Genomic DNA, 21,195 nt, shown 5'->3' on the forward strand with positions numbered 1-21,195 from the left:
CCTAAATCTTTGAATGGACAAAACCGAGCAGCATTTTGATTGCCAAAATGTGCCCGGCTTGAACAACGAATACTACTGGGACCGCCCCCGCGGGGGCGGCCGCGTGCCTTAGAAGCGGAAGTGCGAGAACGCCTTGTTCGCTTCAGCCATGCGGTGCACCTCGTCACGGCGCTTCATTGCGCCGCCACGGCCTTCCGCGGCTTCCATCAGCTCGCCACCGAGGCGCTGCGGCATGGATTTTTCGCTGCGCTTGTTTGCGGCTTCGCGCAACCAACGCATAGACAGCGCCATGCGACGGACCGGACGAACTTCCACTGGCACCTGGTAGTTGGCGCCGCCGACGCGGCGGGATTTCACCTCGACCATCGGCTTGCAGTTGTTGATCGCGGCCGTGAACACTTCCAGCGGGTCCTTGCCCGATTTTTGCTGGATATGCTCGAACGCGCCATAGATGATGTTCTCAGCGACCGACTTCTTGCCGGACAGCATCAGAACGTTGACGAACTTGGCGACATCGGTGTTGCCGAATTTCGGATCCGGCAGAATCTCGCGCTTGGGGACTTCACGACGACGTGGCATTTCAATTCCTTCCTGTCTTCAGTTGAGTGCTTTTTCCGCACTCGCGAAAGGCCATCATGACCCTTCACTTACTCGGCCTTCCGGCCGGCTCAACTCAATAGATTAAAGCCAAAGCGGCTTGGGATTACTTCTTGGCAGCTTTAGCGCGCTTGGCACCGTACTTCGAACGGGCCTGCTTACGGTCTTTCACGCCCTGGGTATCCAGCGCGCCGCGCACCATGTGGTAACGCACACCCGGCAAGTCCTTCACACGACCGCCGCGCAGCAGCACGACCGAGTGTTCCTGCAGGTTGTGGCCTTCACCGCCGATGTACGAAATGACTTCGAAACCGTTGGTCAGGCGAACTTTGGCGACCTTACGCAGTGCCGAGTTCGGCTTCTTCGGGGTCGTCGTGTAGACACGGGTGCACACGCCGCGCTTCTGCGGGCAGTTCTCCAGTGCCGGCGACTTGCTCTTCACAACCGCGGCAACGCGCGGCTTGCGAATCAGTTGATTGATGGTTGGCATCGTAAATAAATCCAACAAAATTACTGCGTTGATGACCCGGACGCGAATCCGGGGACTGAAACCTAGTCCCGACTTTGGACGCACACAGGCGACGAAAGCCACTCTCCGAAGGAGCGGCTGCGAAGGCAATACGATGTGCAGAATAAATTCGAGAACTCGCGAGTATAGACGCGAAGCAGGAACCGGTCAACCGATTTGCTGCCCGGACCGGCCCGGACGGCCATTCCGGCCGGGTTGACCGGGCCGCGGTGTGGCGCACGAGAGACAGCCGGCAGGGCGCGCCGGCGCCATGGATTTTCTCACGGCAATGGTTGGATAATAGCTGACTTTTTGCCGTCCCGCCCCTGCCCGATGCGATTCCTGCTACGCCCCGCCAACCTGTATGTCGCGCTCACCTACCTGGCGCTGTCGGCGGTGCCGTTCGCGCCGAAACTGTTCGGCGGCGTGGTCGAGCGTCCCGGGCAGGTGCTCGGCATCGAATTCATCTGCTGGGTCGCGGCCTGGGCCGTGTTCGGACGCCCGGCGCGCTTCCACTGGCTGCTGCTGCCGGCCTTCCTTGCGCTGCCGGTCGAGGTGTACCTGTTCAAATTCTACGGCAAGGGCATCTCGACCCACCACCTGGGCATCATGTTCGAGACCAGCCCGGTCGAGGCGATGGAATTCCTGGGGCAGAAGGTCTGGCTGATGCTGGCCGTGCTGGTGGGCGTGCTGGCGTGGTGGGCGAGCAGCTGGCGCGCCGCCTGGGTCACGCGCGACCTCGACTGGCACGACGGGTCGCGCCCGGTGGTGGCGGCGGTGCTCGCGCTCGGCGCGGCGGTGCTGGGCTACGGCGCGGCATTCGGGGTGGCCCCGCCGCCGGTGGCGGCGCCGGCGGCATCGGTGCAGGCGTCGGCGCGCACGGCCGCGTTCAAGCCGAATGGTCCGGCGGCCGCCAGCGCCCAGCCGGCCGCCGCGCCAGCGCCGGGCGCCTCGGCGCCGCTGCCCGCCCTGCCGCACTGGGCCAGGATGCCGTTCGACCGCGAAGCGTTCGCCCAGTCCTGGCCGTTCGGGCTGGTCGCGCGGGGGCTGGACTTCTACCGCGAGCGGGTTTACCTGGCCGACCTGAACCGGGCCAGCGCCAACTTCCGCTTTGGCGCCCACCCGGCGCAAGCCGACACCCAGCCGCAACTGGTGGTGCTGGTGATCGGCGAATCGTCGCGCTACGACCGCTGGCGCCTGAACGGCTACGCGCGCGACACCAACCCGCTGCTGGCGCAAGAGCCCAACCTGGTCATGCTGCCGGACGTGATCACCTCGGTGTCGGCCACGCGCCTGTCGGTCCCGGTCATCATTTCAAGAAAGCCCGCCACCGAAAGCCTGAAGGATGGCTTCGCCGAAAAATCGATGCTGACCGCGTTCAAGGAGGCCGGCTACAAAACCTTCTGGCTGTCGAACCAGATCTCGTTCGGCAAATTCGATACGCCGGTGTCGGTGTTCGCCAAGGAAGCGAACGTGATCGAGTTCCTCAACCTGGGCAGCTACAACGACAAGTCGAGCCTGGACCAAGTGATGCTCGATCCGTTGAAGAACGCGCTTGCCGACCCGGCGCCGAGGAAGCTGGTGGTGCTGCATACGCTGGGCAGCCACTGGAACTACAGCCACCGCTACCCGGCCAGCTTCGACAAGTGGCTGCCATCCTTGTGGGGCGTGGACAAGCCGGTGTACACCGACCTGAAGATCAAGCAGCAGCTGAACAACAGCTACGACAGCTCGATCCTGTACACCGACTGGTTCCTGTCGCACGTGATCGGCACCATCAAGGCCAGCGGCGCGGCGGCGTCGATGGTGTACGTGGCCGACCACGGCCAGACCCTGTACGACGGCAGCTGCAAGGTGGCGTTCCACGGCCATAACCACCAGTACGAATTCCATGTGCCGGCCTTCGTCTGGTACTCGGACAGCTACCGCGAGCGCTTCCCGGACAAGATCGGGCAGCTGCTGCGCCATCGCAGCGCCCACCTGGCCACCGAGAACATGTTCCACACGCTGCTGGACCTGGGCGACATCCGCTATCCCAACGACCGGCTGGAGTGGAGCTTCGTGAACAGCCGCTTCAGGCTGCACAAGCGCTACGTGGACAGCTACGGCTGGACCGACTACGACAACGCGGTGATCAAGGGCGACTGCCACGAAGTGGTTGCAAGGACGAAGCCGGCGCGCCGCTAGCGCGCTCACGCCTGGTCTGCGTAGCGTGGGCAGGTCTCCTGCCCACGCCTTCAAACGGTGCCCACCATGCCAAGCACCGCCTTGCCCGCCTCCGGCTCGGCCAGGTAGTGCCCCAGCCAGCGCGCGACCCGCGCGGCCTTGTGCTGCACAACCGGGTCGAAGCCCTGCGCCGCGAGCAGCGCAATGCCGTTGGTCTCGGCCAGCACGCCGCCTTCCAGCGCCAGCGCCGTGTCCCCGCGCTTGATGCAGTATGGCTCGAGCCGGTGCGCCAGCAGCGAGGCCAGCTCGAGGTGGTGCGACGCGACCACGACCAGCGCGCGCGCGGCCAGCGTGTCGAGCACCGCGGCGGCAGCCGACACCGACTCGACGTGATTGGTGCCGCGGAAGATCTCGTCAACCAGGTAGATCGCCCCGTGCGGTACGGACAGCAGTTCGCGCGCGCGCCGCAGCTCGGCCATGTACAGGCTTTCGCCGCCCAGGAGCGAATCCTCGCCCTGCATGCTGGCGTACACCGGCAGCATCGGCACGCGCGCCCGCCTGGCATAGCAAAAGCCGAAGGCATTGGCCGCCACGAGGTTCACGCCGAGCGTGCGCAGGAAGGTGCTCTTGCCCACCCCGTTCTGCCCCGAGATGAAGGCGCCGTTGCCGCCCAGCGCCAGCGACAGCGGCACGGGCGCCGGCAGCAGCGGGTGCAGCGCGCCATCGAGTGCGATCTCGCGGCTGCCACCGGCCCGCGCCCAGCACCAGTCTTCGCGCACAAGCAAGTGCCGCGCGAGCGCCACATCGGCCTCGAGCGTGGCGCAGCGCAGCAGGCAGTCGCGCAGGAAGGCGCGGTTGTCGAACACCAGTGCCACGGTCTTGAAATAATGGTTCACGTTGGCGAGCATGAACCAGTCGCGATACCCCTGCGCCCCGGGGATCACCCTGGCCAGCGCCGAGCGCGACAGGGCACGGCTGATCCGCCCCGTCTGTTCACGCGTGCCCGGAAAGCCGCGCGCGGCAAGGCCCGGGACGTCAGCCAGAAGGGTGCAGGATCGCAGCAGCAGCCGCAACGCGTGGGTGCTGCGTTCCCATGCCTGCACGCGCTCGTAGTAACGCACCTGCGCCGTGATCAGGACGTACATGACGGCGGCGACGCCCAGCCACGCGAGCGGCGACAGCGCCAGCGCCGCCAGGCTGGCCACCAGGCCCAGCGGCAGCGGCCAGGTGCGCCCGGCCCAGCGCGGGATCGCCGGCCGCTCGCCCTCGAACAGCAGTTCGGCCACCTCGGTTTCGGCGGCGCGCTGCGAACGCATGCGGCGGTGGATGTCCTGCAGCGCGGCCGGGTCGCGCATCAGTGCCTCGACGCGCTCGCGCTGCGCTTGCCGGGCGTCGTCCGTCGCGCCTGCTCGCAGCCGCCGGTACAGTTCCTGGCGGCCGAAGATGCTCGCCTCGCCCGACAGCTCGCCCAGGTAGCGCTCGAGCAGCAGGTCGTTCCAGGTCTGGTCGTCCAGCGATGGCGCGCCGCCTGCCCGCATGACGCGGTGCAGCTGCGCGACGTCGCTGGGAGCGAAGGGATAGTCGATCGGTTCCGGCTCGGGAATCGTGGCCACGGCACGCGCGTACGCGAACAGGTGGCGGGCAAGGCCGGCAAGGCCGGTCAGGGTTTGGCTCATCTCGCCTTTCGGTGGTAGGGCGCATGCCCCGGCATGCGTTGCCATCATATAAAGCCTGCTCGTGAATATTCAAGCGTGGCGGCACTGTCCGCGCGAGTGTCCGTCCGCACGCTGTCCGGACGCCGCGGACACACCACCATTCCTTTCAAATCAATCACTTAGCACATGGCACACTTCGTGCAACAGCAATCGCGGTCAATACAAAAGGCAAAGCCATGATTCGCGATACTTCAGCCCAGGACGCCGTGATCGCCTCGCATCCGGCGAGCAAATTCAAGAAACGCGCTTTCGTCATCGGCGGCGCGATCGCCCTCGCCGCTGTCGGCGCCATGCTGCTGTCGGCCTACCGCAGCAGCGACGAAACGGTGAACGCCGCACGCATTCGCATCGCCGAAGTGGGGCGCGGCACGCTGGTGCGCGACGCCGCCGTCAATGGCCGGGTCGTGGCCGCGGTCAGCCCCACCCTGTTCTCGACCGCCTCCGCCACGGTGTCGCTCAAGGTACAGGCAGGCGACACGGTCAAGAAGGGCCAGGTACTGGCCGTGCTCACCTCGCCCGACCTGGCCGACGCCCTCAAGCGCGAACAGACCGCCTACGAGCAGCTGCAGGCCGAGGTGGCGCGCCAGGAGATCCTGTCGCGCAAGCAGAAGCTGCTGGCACAAAAGGAAGCGGACACCGCCGAGATCGAGCGCCTGTCGGCGCAGCGCACGCTCGAGCGCTACCAGTCGGTGGCCAACGAGGGCGTGATCGCCAAGATCGACTACCAGAAGGCCAAGGACGCGCTCAACTCGGCCGAGATCCGCGCCCGCCACGCCGCCTCCGCCGCCGCGCTGGAAAAGGACGACGTGGCGCTCGCGCTCAAGACCAAGACCAGCCAGCTGCAGACGCAGAAGCTGTCGCTGGCCGAGGCCCAGCGCCGCGTGGACGAGCTGACCGTGCGCGCGCCGGTGGACGGCTTCATCGGCACGCTCAACGTACAGGACCGCGCCGTGGTGCCGGCCAACGCGCCGCTCATGACGCTGGTGGACCTGTCGCGGCTGGAAGTGGAGGTCGAGGTGCCCGAGACCTTCGCCGCCGACCTTGGCATTGGCATGAACGCCGAGATCACCATCGGGAACGCCACCGTGAAGGGCAAGCTGTCGGCGCTCTCGCCCGAGGTGGTCAAGAACATCGTGCTGGCGCGCGTGCGCTTCGAGGGCAAGCAGCCCGAGGGCCTGCGCCAGAGCCAGCGCGTGAGCGCGCGCCTCCTGATCGAGGAAAAACCGAACGTGGTGATGGTGGCGCGCGGCCCGTTCGTGGAAAGCGAAGGCGGGCGCTTCGCCTATCTCGTCAAGGACGGCATCGCGGTGAGGACGCCGGTGCAGATCGGCGCGACCTCGATCTCGTCGGTCGAGATCCTGTCCGGCGCCAGGCCGGGCGACAAGATCGTCATCTCCGGCACCGACACCTTCAAGAACGCCCAACGTGTGGCCATCAACAACTAACCGAAAACGACACAAGGAGTCCACCATGCTGCGCATGAAAAACCTGTCCAAGGTATACCGTACCCACATGATCGAGACCCATGCGCTGCGTGGCTTCGAGATCGACGTCAAGCAGGGCGAGTTCGTCACCGTGACCGGCCCGTCCGGCTCGGGCAAGACCAGCTTCCTGAACATCGCCGGCCTGCTCGAGACCTTCAACGACGGCGAGTACATCCTCGACGGCGTGAACGTGAAGGGCATGGACGACAACGCCCGCTCGAAGCTGCGCAACGAAAAGCTCGGCTTCATCTTCCAGGGCTTTAACCTGATTCCGGACCTGAACCTGTTCGACAACGTGGACGTGCCGCTGCGCTACCGGGGCTTCAACGCCGCCGAGCGCCGCGAGCGCATCGAGGATGCGCTGTCCAAGGTGGGCCTGGCCTCGCGCATGAAGCACTACCCGGCCGAGCTGTCCGGCGGCCAGCAGCAGCGCGTGGCGATCGCGCGCGCGCTGGCCGGCTCGCCCAAGCTGCTGCTGGCCGACGAGCCGACCGGCAACCTGGACACCCAAATGGCGCGCGGCGTGATGGAACTGCTGGAAGAGATCAACGCGCAAGGCACCACCATCCTGATGGTCACGCACGACCCCGAGCTGGCGGTGCGCACCCAGCGCAACGTGCACATCATCGACGGCCGCGTGTCGGACCTGGTGCGCCCCACCCCGACCCTGGTCGCGTAAGGAGCTGACCATGTTCGGCTACTACTTCAAGCTTGGCGTGAAGAGCCTGCGCCGCAACCCGGCGCTGACCGCGCTGATGGTGCTCACGCTCGCGGTGGGCGTGGCGGCGTCGATGTCCACCCTCACGATCCTGCACATGATGTCGGGGAACCCGATCCCGCACAAGAGCGACCGGCTGCTGGTGCCGGTGCTCGACGTCGGCCCGAAGGAAGGCTACACCCCGGGCTCGCCGCCGGACGACGTGCAGGCCACCTACCCGGACGTGAAGAACCTGCTGTCTGCTCCGGTGGGCGTGCGCCGCACCGCTATGTACGGGATCAACCTTGCGGTGGAACCGGCGCGCACCGACCTGCCCGCGTTCCAGCAGCAGGGACTGGCGCCCACCCACGACTTCTTCGCCATGTTCGAGGTGCCGTTCAAGTACGGCCAGGCCTGGACCGAAGCCGAGGATAAGGCTGGCGCCGACGTAGTCGTGCTGTCCACCGACCTGGCCGAGCGCCTGTTCGGCAAGACCAACCCGGTCGGCAAGCAGGTGCGCATGAGCGGTTATTCGTACCAGGTGGTGGGCGTGGCCGACCATTGGAAGCCGCTGCCGCGCTACTACCACATCATCTCCGGCAACGGCGAGTACGGCGACGAGGAAGCGTTCTTCCTGCCGTTTTCCACCGCGATCCGCCACGAAATGGGCCACGCCGGCAGCATGAGCTGCAACGTGCGCAACGCAAAACCCGGCTTTGCCGGCCGCCTGGAAGGCGACTGCACCTGGCTCCAGTTCTGGTTCGAGACGGCGTCGCCCGGCGACCGCGTCGACGTGCAGTCCTACCTGGACAGCTACGTGAAGGAACAGCACCGCCTGGGCCGCATGGAGCGCAACCAGCCGGCCAAGCTGTACAACGTGATGGAATGGCTGGAAGAGCGCAAGGTGGTGGGCAGCGACGAGAAGCTGTCGGTGTGGCTGGCCTTCGGCTTCCTGGCGCTGTGCCTGGTGAACACGATCGGCCTGCTGCTGGCCAAGTTCTCGGTGCGCGCGCCGGAAGTGGGCATCCGCCGCGCGCTGGGCGCATCGCGGCGCGAGATCTTCAGCCAGTTCCTGGTCGAGACCGCGGTGGTCGGCCTGGTCGGCGGCACGCTCGGCCTGTTGCTGTCGTACGGCGCGCTTGCGCTGATGGGGCTGTCCACGCCGTCGATGAAGAACCTGGCGCACATGGACCTGGAGATGCTGGCATTGACCTTCGTGCTGTCGATCGCCGCGGCGGTCGTGGCGGGCCTCTTGCCGACCTGGCGCGCCTGCCAGGTGACCCCGGCGCTGCAACTCAAATCCCAATAAGGAAGCCGACATGGAAATCCGTCCCATCCTCTCTGCGCTCATGCGCAACAAGACCGGTCCCGTCCTGGTGGCGATCCAGGTCGCGCTGTCGATGGCGATCCTGGCCAATGCCCTGCATGTGGTGAACCTGCGCCAGCAGATCAGCGTGCGCCCGAGCGGCGTCGAAGACGAGCAGTCGGTGGTCACGATGCGCGTGCGTAACCTCGACAAGCGCGGGCCCGAAGAGATCATCGCCAACCGCGAGCGCGAGCTGGCCACGCTGCGCGCCGTGCGCGGCGTGATCAGCGTGGCCGAAGTGAACCAGGTGCCGCTCACGCGCAGCGGCAACAGCAATACCTTCGGCGGCAGCCGCAGCCAGCTGCAGGCAACCGGCTCCGCTGCCGCCTACGACACGTCCGGGGGGCTGATCAAGACCTGGGGCCTGAAGCTGGTCGAAGGCCGCGACTTCACCCCCGATGAATACATGAACTTCGACCCGAACAAGGACACCGAGGGCCCGCACATCGTCATCATCACCTCGGCGATGGCGAAAAAGCTGTTCCCCGACGGGCACGCGGTCGGCAAGATGATTTACAACGGCACCGGCGAGAGCGCGTTCGAGATGCGCGTGGTGGGCGTGGTCGAGCGGCTGCAGACGCCATGGGCGCAGACCGACGACACGGTCGAGTACTCCGAGATCCGGCCACTGCGCTTCGTCGGCTCCAACTCGGCGATGTACAGCATGCGCGTCGAACCCGGCCAGGCCGACCGCGTGATGCGCGAGGCCGAGGAAGCGCTGCGGCGCGGCTCGGCGGTCCCCAAGATCATCGACAGCAAGCAGCTGTCGGCAGAGCGCCGCGACTGCTACCGCGGCGACCGCACCCTGTCGTGGATGCTGATCACGGTGTGCGCCCTGCTGCTGCTGGTCACCGTCAGCGGCATCGTCGGCATGGCCAGCCTGTGGGTCACGCAGCGCCGCAAGCAGATCGGGGTGCGCCGCGCGCTGGGCGCGCGCCGAGTGGACATCCTGCGCTACTTCATCACCGAGAACCTGATGATCACCAGCGCCGGGGTGGTGGCCGGGGTGCTGCTGGCGATCGGCCTGAACAACCTGATGGTCACCAAGCTGGAGATGGCGCGCCTGCCGCTCGGCTACCTGCTGGCCGGCTGGGGCCTGTTCTGGGCGCTCGGGATCGCGGCCGTGTACGGGCCGGCCTGGCGCGCCGCGTCGATCTCGCCGGCGATGGCCACGCGCACCGCGTAAGCTCGTCTTTACGATGGTATGCTAGCGGCCATGCCCACCGTACTGATCATCGACGACAACGCGGCGGTCGCGATCGCGCTGGAAGTGCTGTTCTCCCTGCACGACATCGCGGCCCTGCGCGCGGCCTCGCCCGAGGAAGGGCTGGCGTTGCTCGACCGCGAGCCGGTCGACCTGGTCATCCAGGACATGAACTTTTCGGCCGACACCACCTCGGGCGAAGAAGGCACTGCGCTGTTTCGCGAGATCCGCCGGCGCCACCCCGACCTGCCGGTGATCCTGCTGACCGCGTGGACCCACCTGGACGCGGCGGTGGAGCTGGTCAAGTCCGGCGCGGCCGACTACCTGTCCAAACCGTGGAACGACGACCGGCTGCTGGCCACCGTCACCAACCTGGTCGAGCTGTCGCAGGCCAACCGCGCGCTGCGCCAGCGCCTGCAGCAGGAACGGCGCGCGCGGCGCGAGCTGGAGCAAGGCTTCGACCTGCGCGGCATGGTCTGGGCCGACCCGGCCACCGAGCGCGTACTGCACCTGGCCTGCCAGGTCGCGCGCTCGGACGTGCCGGTGCTGGTCACCGGACCGAACGGCACCGGCAAGGAACGCATCGCCGAGATCATCCAGGCCAACTCGCCGGTCGCCGGCGGCCCCTTCGTGGTGCTCAACTGCGGCGCCCTGCCCGCCGAACTGATCGAGGCCGAGCTGTTCGGCGCCGAGGCCGGCGCCTACACCGGCGCGTCCAAGGCGCGCGAGGGCAAGTTCGAGGCGGCCGACGGCGGCACCCTGTTCCTGGACGAGATCGGCAACCTGCCGCCGGCCGGGCAGATGAAGCTCTTGCGTGTGCTCGAGACCGGGCGCTTCGAGCGGCTGGGATCGAACCGCGAACGCCAGGTCAAGGTGCGCGTGATCAGCGCCACCAACGCCGACCTGCAGGCGATGATCCGGGCCGGCACCTTTCGCGAAGACCTGTATTACCGCCTGAACGTGATCGAGCTGCGCATCCCGCCGCTGGCATCGCGCCCGGCCGACATCGTGCCGCTGGCGCACAGCTTCCTTGCCAGCGGCAAGACCCTGCACCCGGGCGCCGAGGCGGCCCTGCAGGCCCACGCCTGGCCGGGCAACGTGCGCGAACTGAAGAACGTGATGGCGCGCGCCAGCCTGCTCGCGCGCGGCGACGTGATCAAGGCCGAAGACCTGGGCTTGCCGCCGGTGCCGGCGGCAAGCGCCGACAACGAACCTGACCGTGACGCGATTGCGCAGGCGCTGGCGCGCGCGGGCGGCGTGGTGGCGCAAGCCGCCGCCGAGCTGGGCCTGTCGCGCCAGTCTCTGTACCGGCGCATGGAACGCCTGGGCATCGCCCGCGCCACATGAGCCGCAAGGGCATCCGGCCGCCGCGCGGGCGTCGCTTTTCGCTGGTGACGCGCTGGTCGGCGCTGGTGGGAACCCTGCTCACGCTGGGCATCGGCGCCGCGCTCGGCCTCACCATGCTGTTGCCGGGCCAGCCGTGGCTGGTGCTGGCGATCTGCCTGGCGTGCGTGGTGCCGATTGCGGTCATCACGATCCGCTCCGAAATCCGCCCGATCCTGTCGCTGTTCCGCGCGCTCGAAGGCACGGTGGCAAGCTACCGCGACGGCGACTTTTCGTTCAGCCTGCACTGGCCGCACAACGACGAGCTGGCGGACCTGGTGGCCGCGCACAACGACCTGGGGAGCGTGCTGCGCGACCAGCGGCTGGACCTGGTGCAGCGCGAGCTGTTGCTGGAAACGATGGTGCAGAACACGCCGGTGGCGATGCTGCTGGTGGCCGGCAACGCCAGCCGTTCGGGCCCGGTCGTGTACGCGAACGTGGCCGCGCGCCAGCTGCTGGCCAAGGGCCGCAAGCTCGAAGGCATGCAGTTGGGCGAGCTGCTGCAGAGCGCGGCGCCGGCTTTGTCCGATGCGCTCGCGCGTGGCGGCGACGGCCTGTTCAGCGTGGAAGGCAGCGAGGGCGGCGAGGACGAGGTCTATCACCTTGCGCGCAGCAGCTTCACCCTCAACGGCCGCAAGCACGAGCTGCTCCTGCTGCGCCACCTGACGTCCGAACTGCGGCGCCAGGAAGTGCAGACCTGGAAGAAGGTGATACGCGTGATCAGCCATGAGCTGAACAACTCGCTGGCGCCGCTGGCGTCGCTCGCGCATTCGGGGGCCGAGCTGGTGCGGCGCGGCCAGCCCGAGCGCCTGCCGCAGATCCTCGAAACGATCGGCGAGCGCACGCGCCACCTGGAGAGCTTCATCCTCGGCTACGCGCGCTTTGCCAAGCTGCCCACGCCCCGGCTGGAAACCTGCGAGTGGAGCGAGTTTGTGGCCCGGCTGGCCTCGCAGGTGCGGTTCTCGCTGGTCGGCGCGCTGCCGGCCGATCCGGCGCAATTCGATCCGGCCCAGCTGGAGCAGGCGCTGCTCAACCTGCTCAAGAACGCGCACGAATCGGGCTCGCGTCCCGAGCAGGTGGAACTGCAAGTGCGGCGCGCGCATGACGTGGTACGCATCGACGTGCTGGATCGCGGCAGCGGCATGAGCGACGCCGTGCTGACCAACGCGCTGGTGCCGTTCTATTCCACCAAGCGCAGCGGTACGGGACTGGGCCTTGCGCTTGCGCGCGAGATCGCCGAAGCGCACGGTGGCCGCATCACGCTCGCCAACCGCGAAGGCGGCGGACTGGCGGTGACCCTGGTCCTGCCGCTGGTCGCGGTGCCCGCCTGACCCGCCCGGCGCGCGCGATCTGGTAACATCGGCCCCTTACCGCCGAATCACCGCATCATGTCTTCCATTGATCCCCGCACCGACCCGCGCTTCTCCCAGCCCGGCCATCCCCCCGCCACCATCACCGAGTTCGAGGGCGTGCGCTCGCTTCACCTCGGTACTTCGTGGGTGCAGGGTGCGATGCGCCTGTCGCGCCCGGATGCGATCGAGCTCGAATACGTGCAGATGATGATGACCTGGATGCTGTTCCAGCCGTCGCCGCGCCACATCGTGCAGCTGGGCCTTGGCAGCGCTGCGCTCACCAAGTTCAGCTACCTGCGCTTTCCCGATGCGCGCGTCACCGCCATCGAGCTGAACCCGAACGTGATCGCGATCTGCCGCGCGCTGTTCGGCCTGCCGCCGGACGACGCGCGCCTGTCGGTGCGCGAAATGAACGGGCTCGACTTCGTGCTCGACCCTGCCAACCACGGCAAGATCGACGTGCTGCAGGTGGACCTGTACGACGAAGAGGCGCGCGGCCCGGTGCTCGACACCCCCGAGTTCTACCAGGCCTGCCTGGACTGCCTGGCGCCGGGCGGCATCATGACCACCAACGTGTTCGGCGACGACTTCAGCAACTACGACAAGAACCTGCAGGTGATGGAACAGGTGTTCGACGCCGTCGTGTGGCTACCCGAGGTGCATGACGCGAACATCGTGGTGGTCGCGTTCAAGGACGCGCCGCAGGTCGATTTCTCGGCGCTGTACGAGCGCGCCGGCGAGATCAAGCGCCGCTACAACCTGCCGGCCAAGCAGTGGGTCAACGGCCTGAAGGAGTGGATGCGCGACCACGCGGACTAGCAGTGTTGCCTCGGCAGCACAGTGAGGGCTTGTAATTCCGCAAGATTTGTCCTTCATCAATAAGTGATCAGTGACGGCGAGCAAGATTGCCGGGCAATGACAACACTTAAAGGGGGACCATGATGCGGACCAAGACTTGTCATCGTTTGCTGATCTCTGCCGCGCTGTTTGCTGCCTTCGGCCCGGCCCGGGGCCAATCCGGGGGCGATGCGACGCCAACCGTGGTGGTGCTGGGCTCGCGCGCGCCGGCCAAGACCGCGCTTGAAACGGCGGTGCCGGTGGGGCTGGTGAGCCTGAAGGACATGCAATCGACCGGCATGCTCGAACTGGGCAAGGTGCTGCAGGACCTTGACCCGTCCTTCAATTTCAGCACCACCTTCATCAGCGACGGCACCGACATCATCCGCCCGGCCACGCTGCGCGGGCTCGGCCCGGACCAGCTGCTGGTGCTCGTGAACGGCAAGCGGCGCCACCAGCAGGCGCTGGTCAACGTGCAGCAGACCATCGGGCGCGGCTCGGCGGGCACCGACATCAACGCGATCCCGCTGTCGGCCATCGACCACATCGAAGTGCTGCGCGATGGCGCGGCCGCCCAGTACGGGTCGGACGCGATCGCGGGCGTGATCAACATCGTGCTGAAGAAGGGCGCCGGCAAGGGCCAGCTGAGCGCCACCGGCGGCGCCACGTCCGAAGGCGACGGCAAGCAGGTCGGCGCCAGCGCCTGGCGCGGCTTTGCGCTGGGCGACGGCTACATCGACCTGGCCGTGGAAGCGCGCAAGCGCGGCGAGACCAACCGCGCCGGCGCAGACAGCCTGCGCGTGCAGCCGCCGCGCGTGACCCAGCGCATTGGCGACAGCCTGGCAAAGGACGCCTACCTGTGGTTGAACTCCGTGCTGCCGACCAGCACCGAGGGCGAGTTCTACGCGTTCGGCGGCCTCTCGCGCCGCACTGGCGACGCGGGCGGCTTCTTCCGCCCCAAGGGCGACGGCCGCAACGTGCCGGCCGTGTACCCGGAAGGCTTTTTGCCGAACATCCTGACCACCGTGCGCGACGCCTCACTCGCGCTGGGTTACCGGCACGCCCTGGGCGGCCAGTGGGACTTCGACGCGAGCGTGAACCACGGCCGCAACGAGCTCGCCTTCCACGAGCGGAACTCGATCAACGTGAGCTATTGGTACGAGCCCCAATGCAGCTGCAGCATCTACGGCGAATCGCCGCGTGAGGCCGATACCGGCAAGCTGCGCTTCAAGCAGACCACGGTCAACCTGGACGTCAAGGGGCCGATGATGCTGCTCGGCTTCGAGACGTTCGTCGCGATCGGCGCCGAGTACCGGCGCGAAGGCTACCAGATCGTCGCCGGCGAGCCGGTGTCGTACCAGTACGGCCGCACCAACAACACCGCGATCAAGATCCTCGACCAGACCGGGCACATCGCGGCGGCGGGCATCCAGGGCTTCCCGGGCTACACGCCGTCCACCGAAGTGAACGAGTCGCGCCACAACGTTGCGCTGTACCTCGACCTGGAACAGAAGTTCGGCAAGAGCGTGACCATCGGCTCGGCGTTGCGGCGCGAGCGCTATTCCGATTTTGGCGACACCACGACCGGCAAGATGACGCTGCGCTGGGATCCGCTGCAGCAGTTGGGCCTGCGCGGCAGCGCGTCCACGGGATTTCGCGCGCCGGGCGTGCAGCAGAAGTTCTACAGTTCGGTATCGACCAACCTGAACGCCGCGGGCGTGCTCACCGACACCCTCACCGCCCGCGAAGGCAGCGCCGTCACCAGGGCGTTCGGCATTGCGCCGCTCAAGCAGGAACAATCGAAGAGCTACAGCGCCGGGCTGGTGCTGCGGCCGGCGCGCGACCTGACGCTCACCGCCGACGTGTATCGCACGCTGATCTACGACCGCATCGTCTTCTCCAGCAATATCGAACCGGAGACCGGCGCCTGCCTGACGCCGGCTGCGTGCCCGGTCAAGGCGATCCTGGCGCCGCTGCGCGTGGGCCAGGCGCAGTTCTTCACCAACGCCATCGACACCGCCACACGTGGGCTGGACATCGTGCTCGAGAAAACGCTGCGCGGCAGCGCGGGCAAGCTGGTCCTGTCCGGCCAGCTCGGGCTGAACCGCACCGAGGTGAGCGGGCGCCATTCGTCCTCGCCCGTGCTCTCCGGCGCGCAGCTGTTCGACGATGCGCAGGTGACCCTGATCGAACGCGGCCAGCCGCGCCAGCACCACGTCGTGGCGGCCGACTTCAGCACCGGGCCGTGGGAGCTGAACGCGCGCGCCAACTACTACGGACCCGTGCAGGGCCAGGGCTTCACGGCGCCGTACATCCAGACCTGGGAAGGCAAGTGGCTGGCCGACCTGTCGGCACGTTACGCGTTCAGCAGGCAGCTCAGTTTCTCGGCCGGGGCCAACAACGTGTTCGACACCTATCCCACGCGCTGGGACCCGGTGAAGGCGGCGCCCTTCCCCCAGCTGGGCTTTACCTACTGCTGGGAGAGCTGCCCGTTCGGCATCAACGGGCGCAGCATGTACGTGCGCGCCGACTACAGCTTCTGACCGGCTAGCGGCGCTCGCGCCACCACAGCGCGAGCATCGCCAGCGCGAACACGACGGCAAAGGGCCAGCGCGGCAGCGCCGCGGGGAAGCCCTGCGCCGCAACCGGCGTGCGCGCGGCATAGCGTGCGGTGGCGTGGCGGCGCTCCTGCGCCTGCCACTCTCGCCAGTCGGCCGGCGCAAAGATATAGACGGCGCTGCTGGCGTCGCTGTCCGGGCTCTCGACCTGGAGCCAGCCGCTCTTCTGCGGCCATACCGCCACGCACGAGGCGTCCACGCGATCCGGCCGGCGCTGCCAGGCCAGTTTCTGGCGCAGGCCGGGGAACACCGCCGTGCCCTTCACGCCACGCGCGCACACCTCGAGCCGCTGGCCTGGCAGGGGCATTTCGTCCGGGGCCAGCCACTCGACCGGCTCCGCGCGCGTTACGCCCAGCGCATCCAGCGTCGACTGCCACCACAATGCAAGCGCATGCGGATCGCTGATCGCGTACCGGTGCCAGTCGGCTGCGCCAAGCCAGCCGATGCGGCCCATGTGCCATTGGCGGGTCCAGAGCAGCTTGCCCGCCGCGTGCCAGGGGCCGTGCTCCGATGGATTGAACGGCGCCACGGACATGGCGAGCGGCGCGCCTTCGGTGGCCTTGTCCGGCTGTGGCTTGAGGTCCAGCTGCAGAATGCGCGACCAGATGGCGGGATCGGCCGCGTTCGCACCGAGGATCAGCAGCGTTGCGCCGTGCTCGGCCTGCGCCAGCATCGCGCCGCGCTGGGCCGGGGTCGCATGTTCGAACCAGGCCGCGTCGACCAGCAGCAGGTTGGGCTCGCCGATGGCCTCGCGCGGGGTTTCGCTACGGGTGAGCGCTTTTCCAAGCGAGATCTGCCAGTCCAGCAAGGCGTTGCTGCCGGCGAGCAGTTCGTCCAGCACGCGCAGGTCGAACGAGGGCGCGCCAAAGCGGCCCTGCACGCGCAGCGGCTGCGCCTCGCTCACCCGAAACGGCACCGGTCCCTCGTCGATGACGCTGCCGTCGCTGGCAAGCAGGCGCGCGCGCAACACCAGCTGTTCCGCAACCGACGGCAGCCACTGCACCGACAGGTCGCCCTCGCCCTTCGCCTCCGACAGCACCCAGCCGTTCTCGGCCAGCAGCTGCAGGCGCGCCGGCGCCCCGGCCGGCCGGTGCACGGTCAGCACGAACATGCGGCCAAGCGCGAGCTGGCGCGGGAAGTCCAGCGCGATGCCGCCAGTGCCGGCGCCGTCCCATGCCAGCGGCCGCGCCGGCAGGTCGTCCCATTGCGCGGCACGCAATCCATCACCCTTCAGCCGCAGCGCTGCCACCCCATCGAGCGAATGCGGCGGATTCTTTGGGTCGATATCCAGCGTAGCCGCCGGCTTGACCGGCAGCGCAATCTCGCCGCAGACCAGTGCCAGCGCAAGCGCCGCAACGGCGACCAGCGCCGCGTCGATCCACTGACGGCGCCAGACGCTGGCGGCGACCGCCGCAAGGCCAATGCATGCTATCGCCCAGATCACTTCTTCTCCTCCGCGCGCCAGGCCCTGGTGAACGGCGTATCGACCGTCGGCTTTGCCTGCAGCAGCAGCTGAGGTGCGCCGATTCCACCGCGCAGATACGCGCGCAGGTTTGCGCGGCACGGTGCGCAGCCGTCGGCCACGTCCTGGATGGCTTGCTGCGCCGCCAGCCGCTGCTCTTCAACAGTAATCCGTTCGCGCACCCAGTCCTGCGCCGTGCGCGTCCACAGCGCCGGCAGCGGCCCGTCCGTGGACAGCGCCTGCACCAGTTCGCGCAGCTGCTGCGGCACCTTGCCCCGCGCCTCGTCCTGCACCCGCTTGCTGCTCGCGCTGCCGGCCATGTCGCCGGTCATGCGCTTGTCTTCCTTGATGGGCGGCGGCGCGAAGGCCGTCTTGTGAAGATAAATGCGGTCGGCCTGCTGCAGTTCCTTCACCGCGTCCAGCGCCTTGTACTCCGGCGGCAGGGCGGTCTTGGGCGAGATCGCGCGCAGGGCCTTTTCGGCGTCCCACATCGCCGACAGCGCGCGCCGCAGTACCTTCTTGGTCGCGTCGTCGAACAGCGTGGCATTCTCGGCCTGGTCGTGGGCGTGGCCAAATTCGTGCAGCACGTCCTTCTTTGCGCCAGGCTGGTCATCGTCGTGGTCGTCGCCGCCGAACAAGGTCGATTCCTCGCCCAGGAACTGGCCGTAGCGGCGCCGCAGCGCGCCCTGGTCCGATGCGATTGTCTGGCTGCGCTCGCGTACGGTTTCCGCATCCATGTGGCGCGCGCGCATGTCGGCGATGAGCTGCTCGGTGTCGATGATGATCTGGCGCTGGCTGCGCAGGCTTTCCGGCTTCACCAGCGTGGGCAGCGCGGCGCTTTCGGTGTCCGCTTCCTGCTTTGGCGCCGGCAGGCGCAGCGTGTAGGTCGGCGACTGCACCGAGTGGGGTTTGGCCGCGTTATCGGTGGCGCGCACAAAGAAGTACAGCTCGTCGCCCGGCTCCATGCCCAGGTCCTTGAGCGCCCACGTCTTCGACCAGTCGCGCTTGCGCGGGTCGGGAGACTCGGGCAGCGGCATCTCACGGTCGGAAAAGCGGATGTTCTCGCCGCTGCCGCGCGCCAGCGTCATGTGTACGGTTGCGCGCTGGACGCGGTAGTCGTCGCGCACGCTGACCGCCATGGCCGCCGTTTGCGCTCCTTCGCGCAGCTCGTGCACCATCTCGGCCGGCGCACCGATGACAATCTCCGGCGGTTGGTCGAGCGTCACCTTCAGGTTGTAGCGCGTGCCCTTCCAGCGCCAGAACACCGACTCGCTCGCGGTCCAGCGCACGCAAGGCTGGCCCGCCGGGAGCGATTGTCCCGAGCTCAGTTCCACCGGCGCATCCAGCGGCGAGCCGCCCTTCTCGCACCACTGTACCTGGCTCGATTCAGGCACCTGCAGGTCGCGCGGCGCGCCTTCGCTGGAGGCGATGCCCGTGTAGGCCGGCGGCACCACCTTCAGCACCAGCTGCTGGCGCGGCGGCACGGCTTGCGGCAGCGCCGCGCGCATGCCCGATACCTTTGCCGTCGTGGCCAAGGGATGGGAGGCGGCAAGCCACAAGGCGGCCGCCGCGAGCACGCTCAGGCAGAGCCAGGGCAGGCCCGGCTTGACCCTTTCGCTTGCGATCGCGCGCGCGGCGGATCCGGTCAGCGCCATGTCGATCCGTGCCAGCAACCGTTCGCGCTGCAGTCGCGCGACCGGGGTCTGCGCGTCGAGGAGCAGGGCGCTGCTGTCTTCCAGCTCGGGGAGCGCGTCGTCCAGCCAGCGCGGCCAGTGTGCCGTCGCCTCGCGGTTCAGCCGAAATGCGTCCCACGCGCACCATACCGACCACACCGCGGCACCGGCCACCGAGCGCAGCGCAAGCCATGGCAGCAGGCCGCCGGCCCACACGGGCGCGCGCCGCAGCAGGGCCGCGCGGCGAATCCGCGATGCGATGTCAGCGGCGGCGCGCATGGGTCAGGATCCTTTCAACAGCAAACAGCGCCACGATTAGCCACGCCAGCATGGAGCGCAGCTCGCCTTCGGCTTCGTCCGGCCGCCAAACGCGGCGGGTCTCGATGGTTTGCGAAGGCGCGGTGTACGGCGCGGGCGCAAAATGCATGCGCTGCCAGGTTTCGAACAAGCGGCGCGCGCTGTCCGCATCCTTCGGCGGCCATGCCGCAGAGCTCCACAGGCGGCCACGCGACGTGCTGTCCGCGTAGCGCATGCCGTCCACCTGACGGGCATCGCGCAACTCCGGGAATGCGCTGGCGTCGGCCACCCACCACAGCGGCGCGCGCAGGCCGGCGCCCGGCGCATGCGGCACGTCCCAGATGATCAGGTCGGCCTTCGCGCTTGGCTCGCTGTCGATCACGTAGCGGTCGGCGCCGTCCAGCGCGGCGAACAGCCGCCGCCATTCCTGCGCGCGCTCGCTCACGATCGCGACGTGGCGTACGGCGCCCTGCGCGGCTACCCTGGCAGTGACCAGTTGGACGCGGTGGCGGAACCCGGGCAGGCTGGCGGGCATGGGCACATCGCCCAGCACGAGCACACGGGCATCGATCTGCCACTCGCGCTGGTGCCTGCGCACCCACTCCAGCACCTGCGCAGCCGGCAATTCGATGCGCTGCGGGTCCTTCAGGCCAGCGGCCGCGACCTGCTTTTCCGCCCATGCCGCATCGGTTCCCTTCACCACGACCACGGTATCCGGCCGCCACGGCAGCACCGGATCGGCCAGCCATGCGACGACGGCCGCGAGCAGCAGGCAGCGCACTACCAGCAGCAGCACGTCAACCCAGCGCCAGACACGTACCTGGTTGGGTTCGATGCGTGGCACGAAGCGCGCGCTCGCCAGCGGCAGCGTGCGCGTCTGCTCGCGCTTCTGCCGATGCCACCACACGGGCAGCAGCAATACCGGGAGTGCCAGCCACCACAAGCTGTTCATGACCGCCCCGGCTGGCGCAGCCACATGCGCAGCACTTCACCCGGCGGCTGCTCGATCCGGGCTGCTGTCAATGGAATGTCGTGCTGGCGACACTGCGCGGCCACGTTGGCGAAATGCGCCTCACGGTTGCGGCGGTAGATCTCGCGCGCCACTGCATCAAAGCCGAACACGCCGGCCTTGTGCTCAGGGTCGCGGTATGCCGGCCCGGCTTCGAAGCTGGCCTCGCATTCGGCCTGCGTCTGCAGGCACAGCACGCGCACGTCGTGGCGCATGTGGCGCAGACGAATCAATGCCTCGGACAAGGGCGATGGCCAGTCGAGCAAATCGCTGGCCGCGAACACCACGCTCGGCGCGCGCGCGAAGTGCAGCGAGCTGCGCAGCACGTCGGCATCCGGCAGCGCACCGGCAACGTCCGCGCGCGCAAGCTGCGCCAGCACGCGCTGCAACTGGCGCGGCCCACGCGCTGCCGGCGTGAACTGCACGGCGCCGTCGCGCAGCACCACCAGGCCGAACGCGTCGCCCTGCCGCTGCGCGATCGCCGCCACGCACCCGAGCAGCGCGCGCGCATACGCGATCTTGTCCAGTCCCTCCACGCTGCGGCTCGGCTCGGACATCGATGCCGTCGCATCGAGCATCAGCCACACGGCCACATGGCTGTCACGCTCGGCCTCGCGCACATAGTAGCGGTCGGCGCGCGCGAGCAGCTTCCAGTCCACCCGACGCCATTCGTCACCCGGGGCGTACGCACGGTATTCCGAAAACTCGACGCCCGCCCCGCGCTCGCGCCCGGCGTGAATGCCGTGCCCGAGCCCCGCCAGCACGTGACGGATCACGAGGTCGAGGTCTTTCGTGTGCGCGATCAGCGCCGAACTTGCCAGCGTCAA

Annotated in this window: 16 protein-coding genes; 9 read left to right on the forward strand and 7 right to left on the reverse strand. The window is 68.0% G+C overall.

The genetic code is table 11. The features are described 5' to 3' along the window. Positions 1 to 108: 108 nt before the first annotated feature. Both rpsG and rpsL read right to left on the reverse strand, forming a co-directional pair. Complete coding sequence (gene rpsG, locus NX773_RS21790; protein ID WP_258823142.1) at positions 109 to 579, reverse strand: 30S ribosomal protein S7; 471 nt, start codon at positions 577 to 579, stop codon at positions 109 to 111. A gap of 124 nt (positions 580 to 703) precedes the next feature. Next, positions 704 to 1,087 carry a 30S ribosomal protein S12 gene (gene rpsL, locus NX773_RS21795; protein ID WP_091877422.1) on the reverse strand — a complete coding sequence of 128 codons (384 nt, stop codon included), beginning with the start codon at positions 1,085 to 1,087 and terminating at the stop codon, positions 704 to 706. 351 nt (positions 1,088 to 1,438) lie between these two features. On the opposite strand from rpsL, the gene NX773_RS21800 reads away from it, so the two are divergent. Further along, positions 1,439 to 3,292: a phosphoethanolamine transferase gene (locus NX773_RS21800; protein ID WP_258858346.1), complete on the forward strand. Its 1,854-nt coding sequence runs from the start codon at positions 1,439 to 1,441 to the stop codon at positions 3,290 to 3,292. 50 nt (positions 3,293 to 3,342) lie between these two features. Here NX773_RS21800 and NX773_RS21805 read toward each other — a convergent pair whose 3' ends face one another. Further along, positions 3,343 to 4,947 (reverse strand): MutS-related protein, encoded by a 1,605-nt coding sequence (locus NX773_RS21805; RefSeq protein WP_258858347.1) that lies wholly within the window; start codon positions 4,945 to 4,947, stop codon positions 3,343 to 3,345. 215 nt (positions 4,948 to 5,162) lie between these two features. Here NX773_RS21805 and NX773_RS21810 point away from each other — a divergent pair, with 215 nt between their 5' ends. From NX773_RS21810 to NX773_RS21845, 8 genes are all read left to right on the forward strand, one after another. Next, the gene (locus NX773_RS21810; RefSeq protein WP_258858348.1) at positions 5,163 to 6,431 is read left to right on the forward strand and encodes an efflux RND transporter periplasmic adaptor subunit; all 1,269 of its coding nucleotides are present in this window, start codon (positions 5,163 to 5,165) and stop codon (positions 6,429 to 6,431) included. A gap of 25 nt (positions 6,432 to 6,456) precedes the next feature. Continuing rightward, the gene (locus NX773_RS21815; protein ID WP_258858349.1) at positions 6,457 to 7,149 is read left to right on the forward strand and encodes an ABC transporter ATP-binding protein; all 693 of its coding nucleotides are present in this window, start codon (positions 6,457 to 6,459) and stop codon (positions 7,147 to 7,149) included. 10 nt (positions 7,150 to 7,159) lie between these two features. Continuing rightward, positions 7,160 to 8,476: an ABC transporter permease gene (locus NX773_RS21820; RefSeq protein WP_258858350.1), complete on the forward strand. Its 1,317-nt coding sequence runs from the start codon at positions 7,160 to 7,162 to the stop codon at positions 8,474 to 8,476. A 10-nt stretch (positions 8,477 to 8,486) separates the two neighbouring features. Next, positions 8,487 to 9,719, forward strand: a complete 1,233-nt coding sequence (locus tag NX773_RS21825; protein WP_258858351.1) for an ABC transporter permease — start codon at positions 8,487 to 8,489, stop codon at positions 9,717 to 9,719. A gap of 30 nt (positions 9,720 to 9,749) precedes the next feature. Then, entirely contained in the window at positions 9,750 to 11,084 is a 1,335-nt protein-coding gene (locus NX773_RS21830) for a sigma-54-dependent transcriptional regulator (protein ID WP_258858352.1), read from the forward strand. Beyond that, positions 11,081 to 12,451: a sensor histidine kinase gene (locus NX773_RS21835; RefSeq protein ID WP_258858353.1), complete on the forward strand. Its 1,371-nt coding sequence runs from the start codon at positions 11,081 to 11,083 to the stop codon at positions 12,449 to 12,451. The genes NX773_RS21830 and NX773_RS21835 overlap by 4 nt, the downstream gene beginning before the upstream one ends. A 57-nt stretch (positions 12,452 to 12,508) precedes the next feature. After that, positions 12,509 to 13,291 carry a spermine/spermidine synthase domain-containing protein gene (locus NX773_RS21840; protein ID WP_258858354.1) on the forward strand — a complete coding sequence of 261 codons (783 nt, stop codon included), beginning with the start codon at positions 12,509 to 12,511 and terminating at the stop codon, positions 13,289 to 13,291. 119 nt (positions 13,292 to 13,410) lie between these two features. Continuing rightward, a complete protein-coding gene (locus NX773_RS21845; protein ID WP_258858355.1) occupies positions 13,411 to 15,852 on the forward strand; it encodes a TonB-dependent receptor plug domain-containing protein in 2,442 nt (813 codons plus the stop codon). A gap of 4 nt (positions 15,853 to 15,856) precedes the next feature. On the opposite strand, the gene NX773_RS21850 is transcribed toward NX773_RS21845, so the two are convergent. From NX773_RS21850 to NX773_RS21865, 4 genes are read right to left on the reverse strand one after another with little or no spacing between them, the layout of a single operon-like run. Continuing rightward, complete coding sequence (locus tag NX773_RS21850) at positions 15,857 to 17,371, reverse strand: hypothetical protein (RefSeq protein WP_258858356.1); 1,515 nt, start codon at positions 17,369 to 17,371, stop codon at positions 15,857 to 15,859. After that, positions 17,368 to 19,341 (reverse strand): DUF4175 domain-containing protein, encoded by a 1,974-nt coding sequence (locus tag NX773_RS21855; protein WP_258858357.1) that lies wholly within the window; start codon positions 19,339 to 19,341, stop codon positions 17,368 to 17,370. Before NX773_RS21855 ends, NX773_RS21850 begins: the two co-directional genes overlap by 4 nt. Further along, a complete protein-coding gene (locus tag NX773_RS21860; protein ID WP_258858358.1) occupies positions 19,325 to 20,311 on the reverse strand; it encodes a BatA domain-containing protein in 987 nt (328 codons plus the stop codon). The genes NX773_RS21855 and NX773_RS21860 overlap by 17 nt, the downstream gene beginning before the upstream one ends. After that, positions 20,308 to 21,195, reverse strand: coding sequence for a DUF58 domain-containing protein (locus tag NX773_RS21865; RefSeq protein WP_258858359.1), 888 nt, complete (start codon positions 21,193 to 21,195; stop codon positions 20,308 to 20,310). Before NX773_RS21865 ends, NX773_RS21860 begins: the two co-directional genes overlap by 4 nt.

The sequence above is a fragment of the Massilia solisilvae genome (assembly GCF_024753215.1).
Classification (GTDB): Bacteria; Pseudomonadota; Gammaproteobacteria; order Burkholderiales; family Burkholderiaceae_D; genus Telluria; species Telluria solisilvae.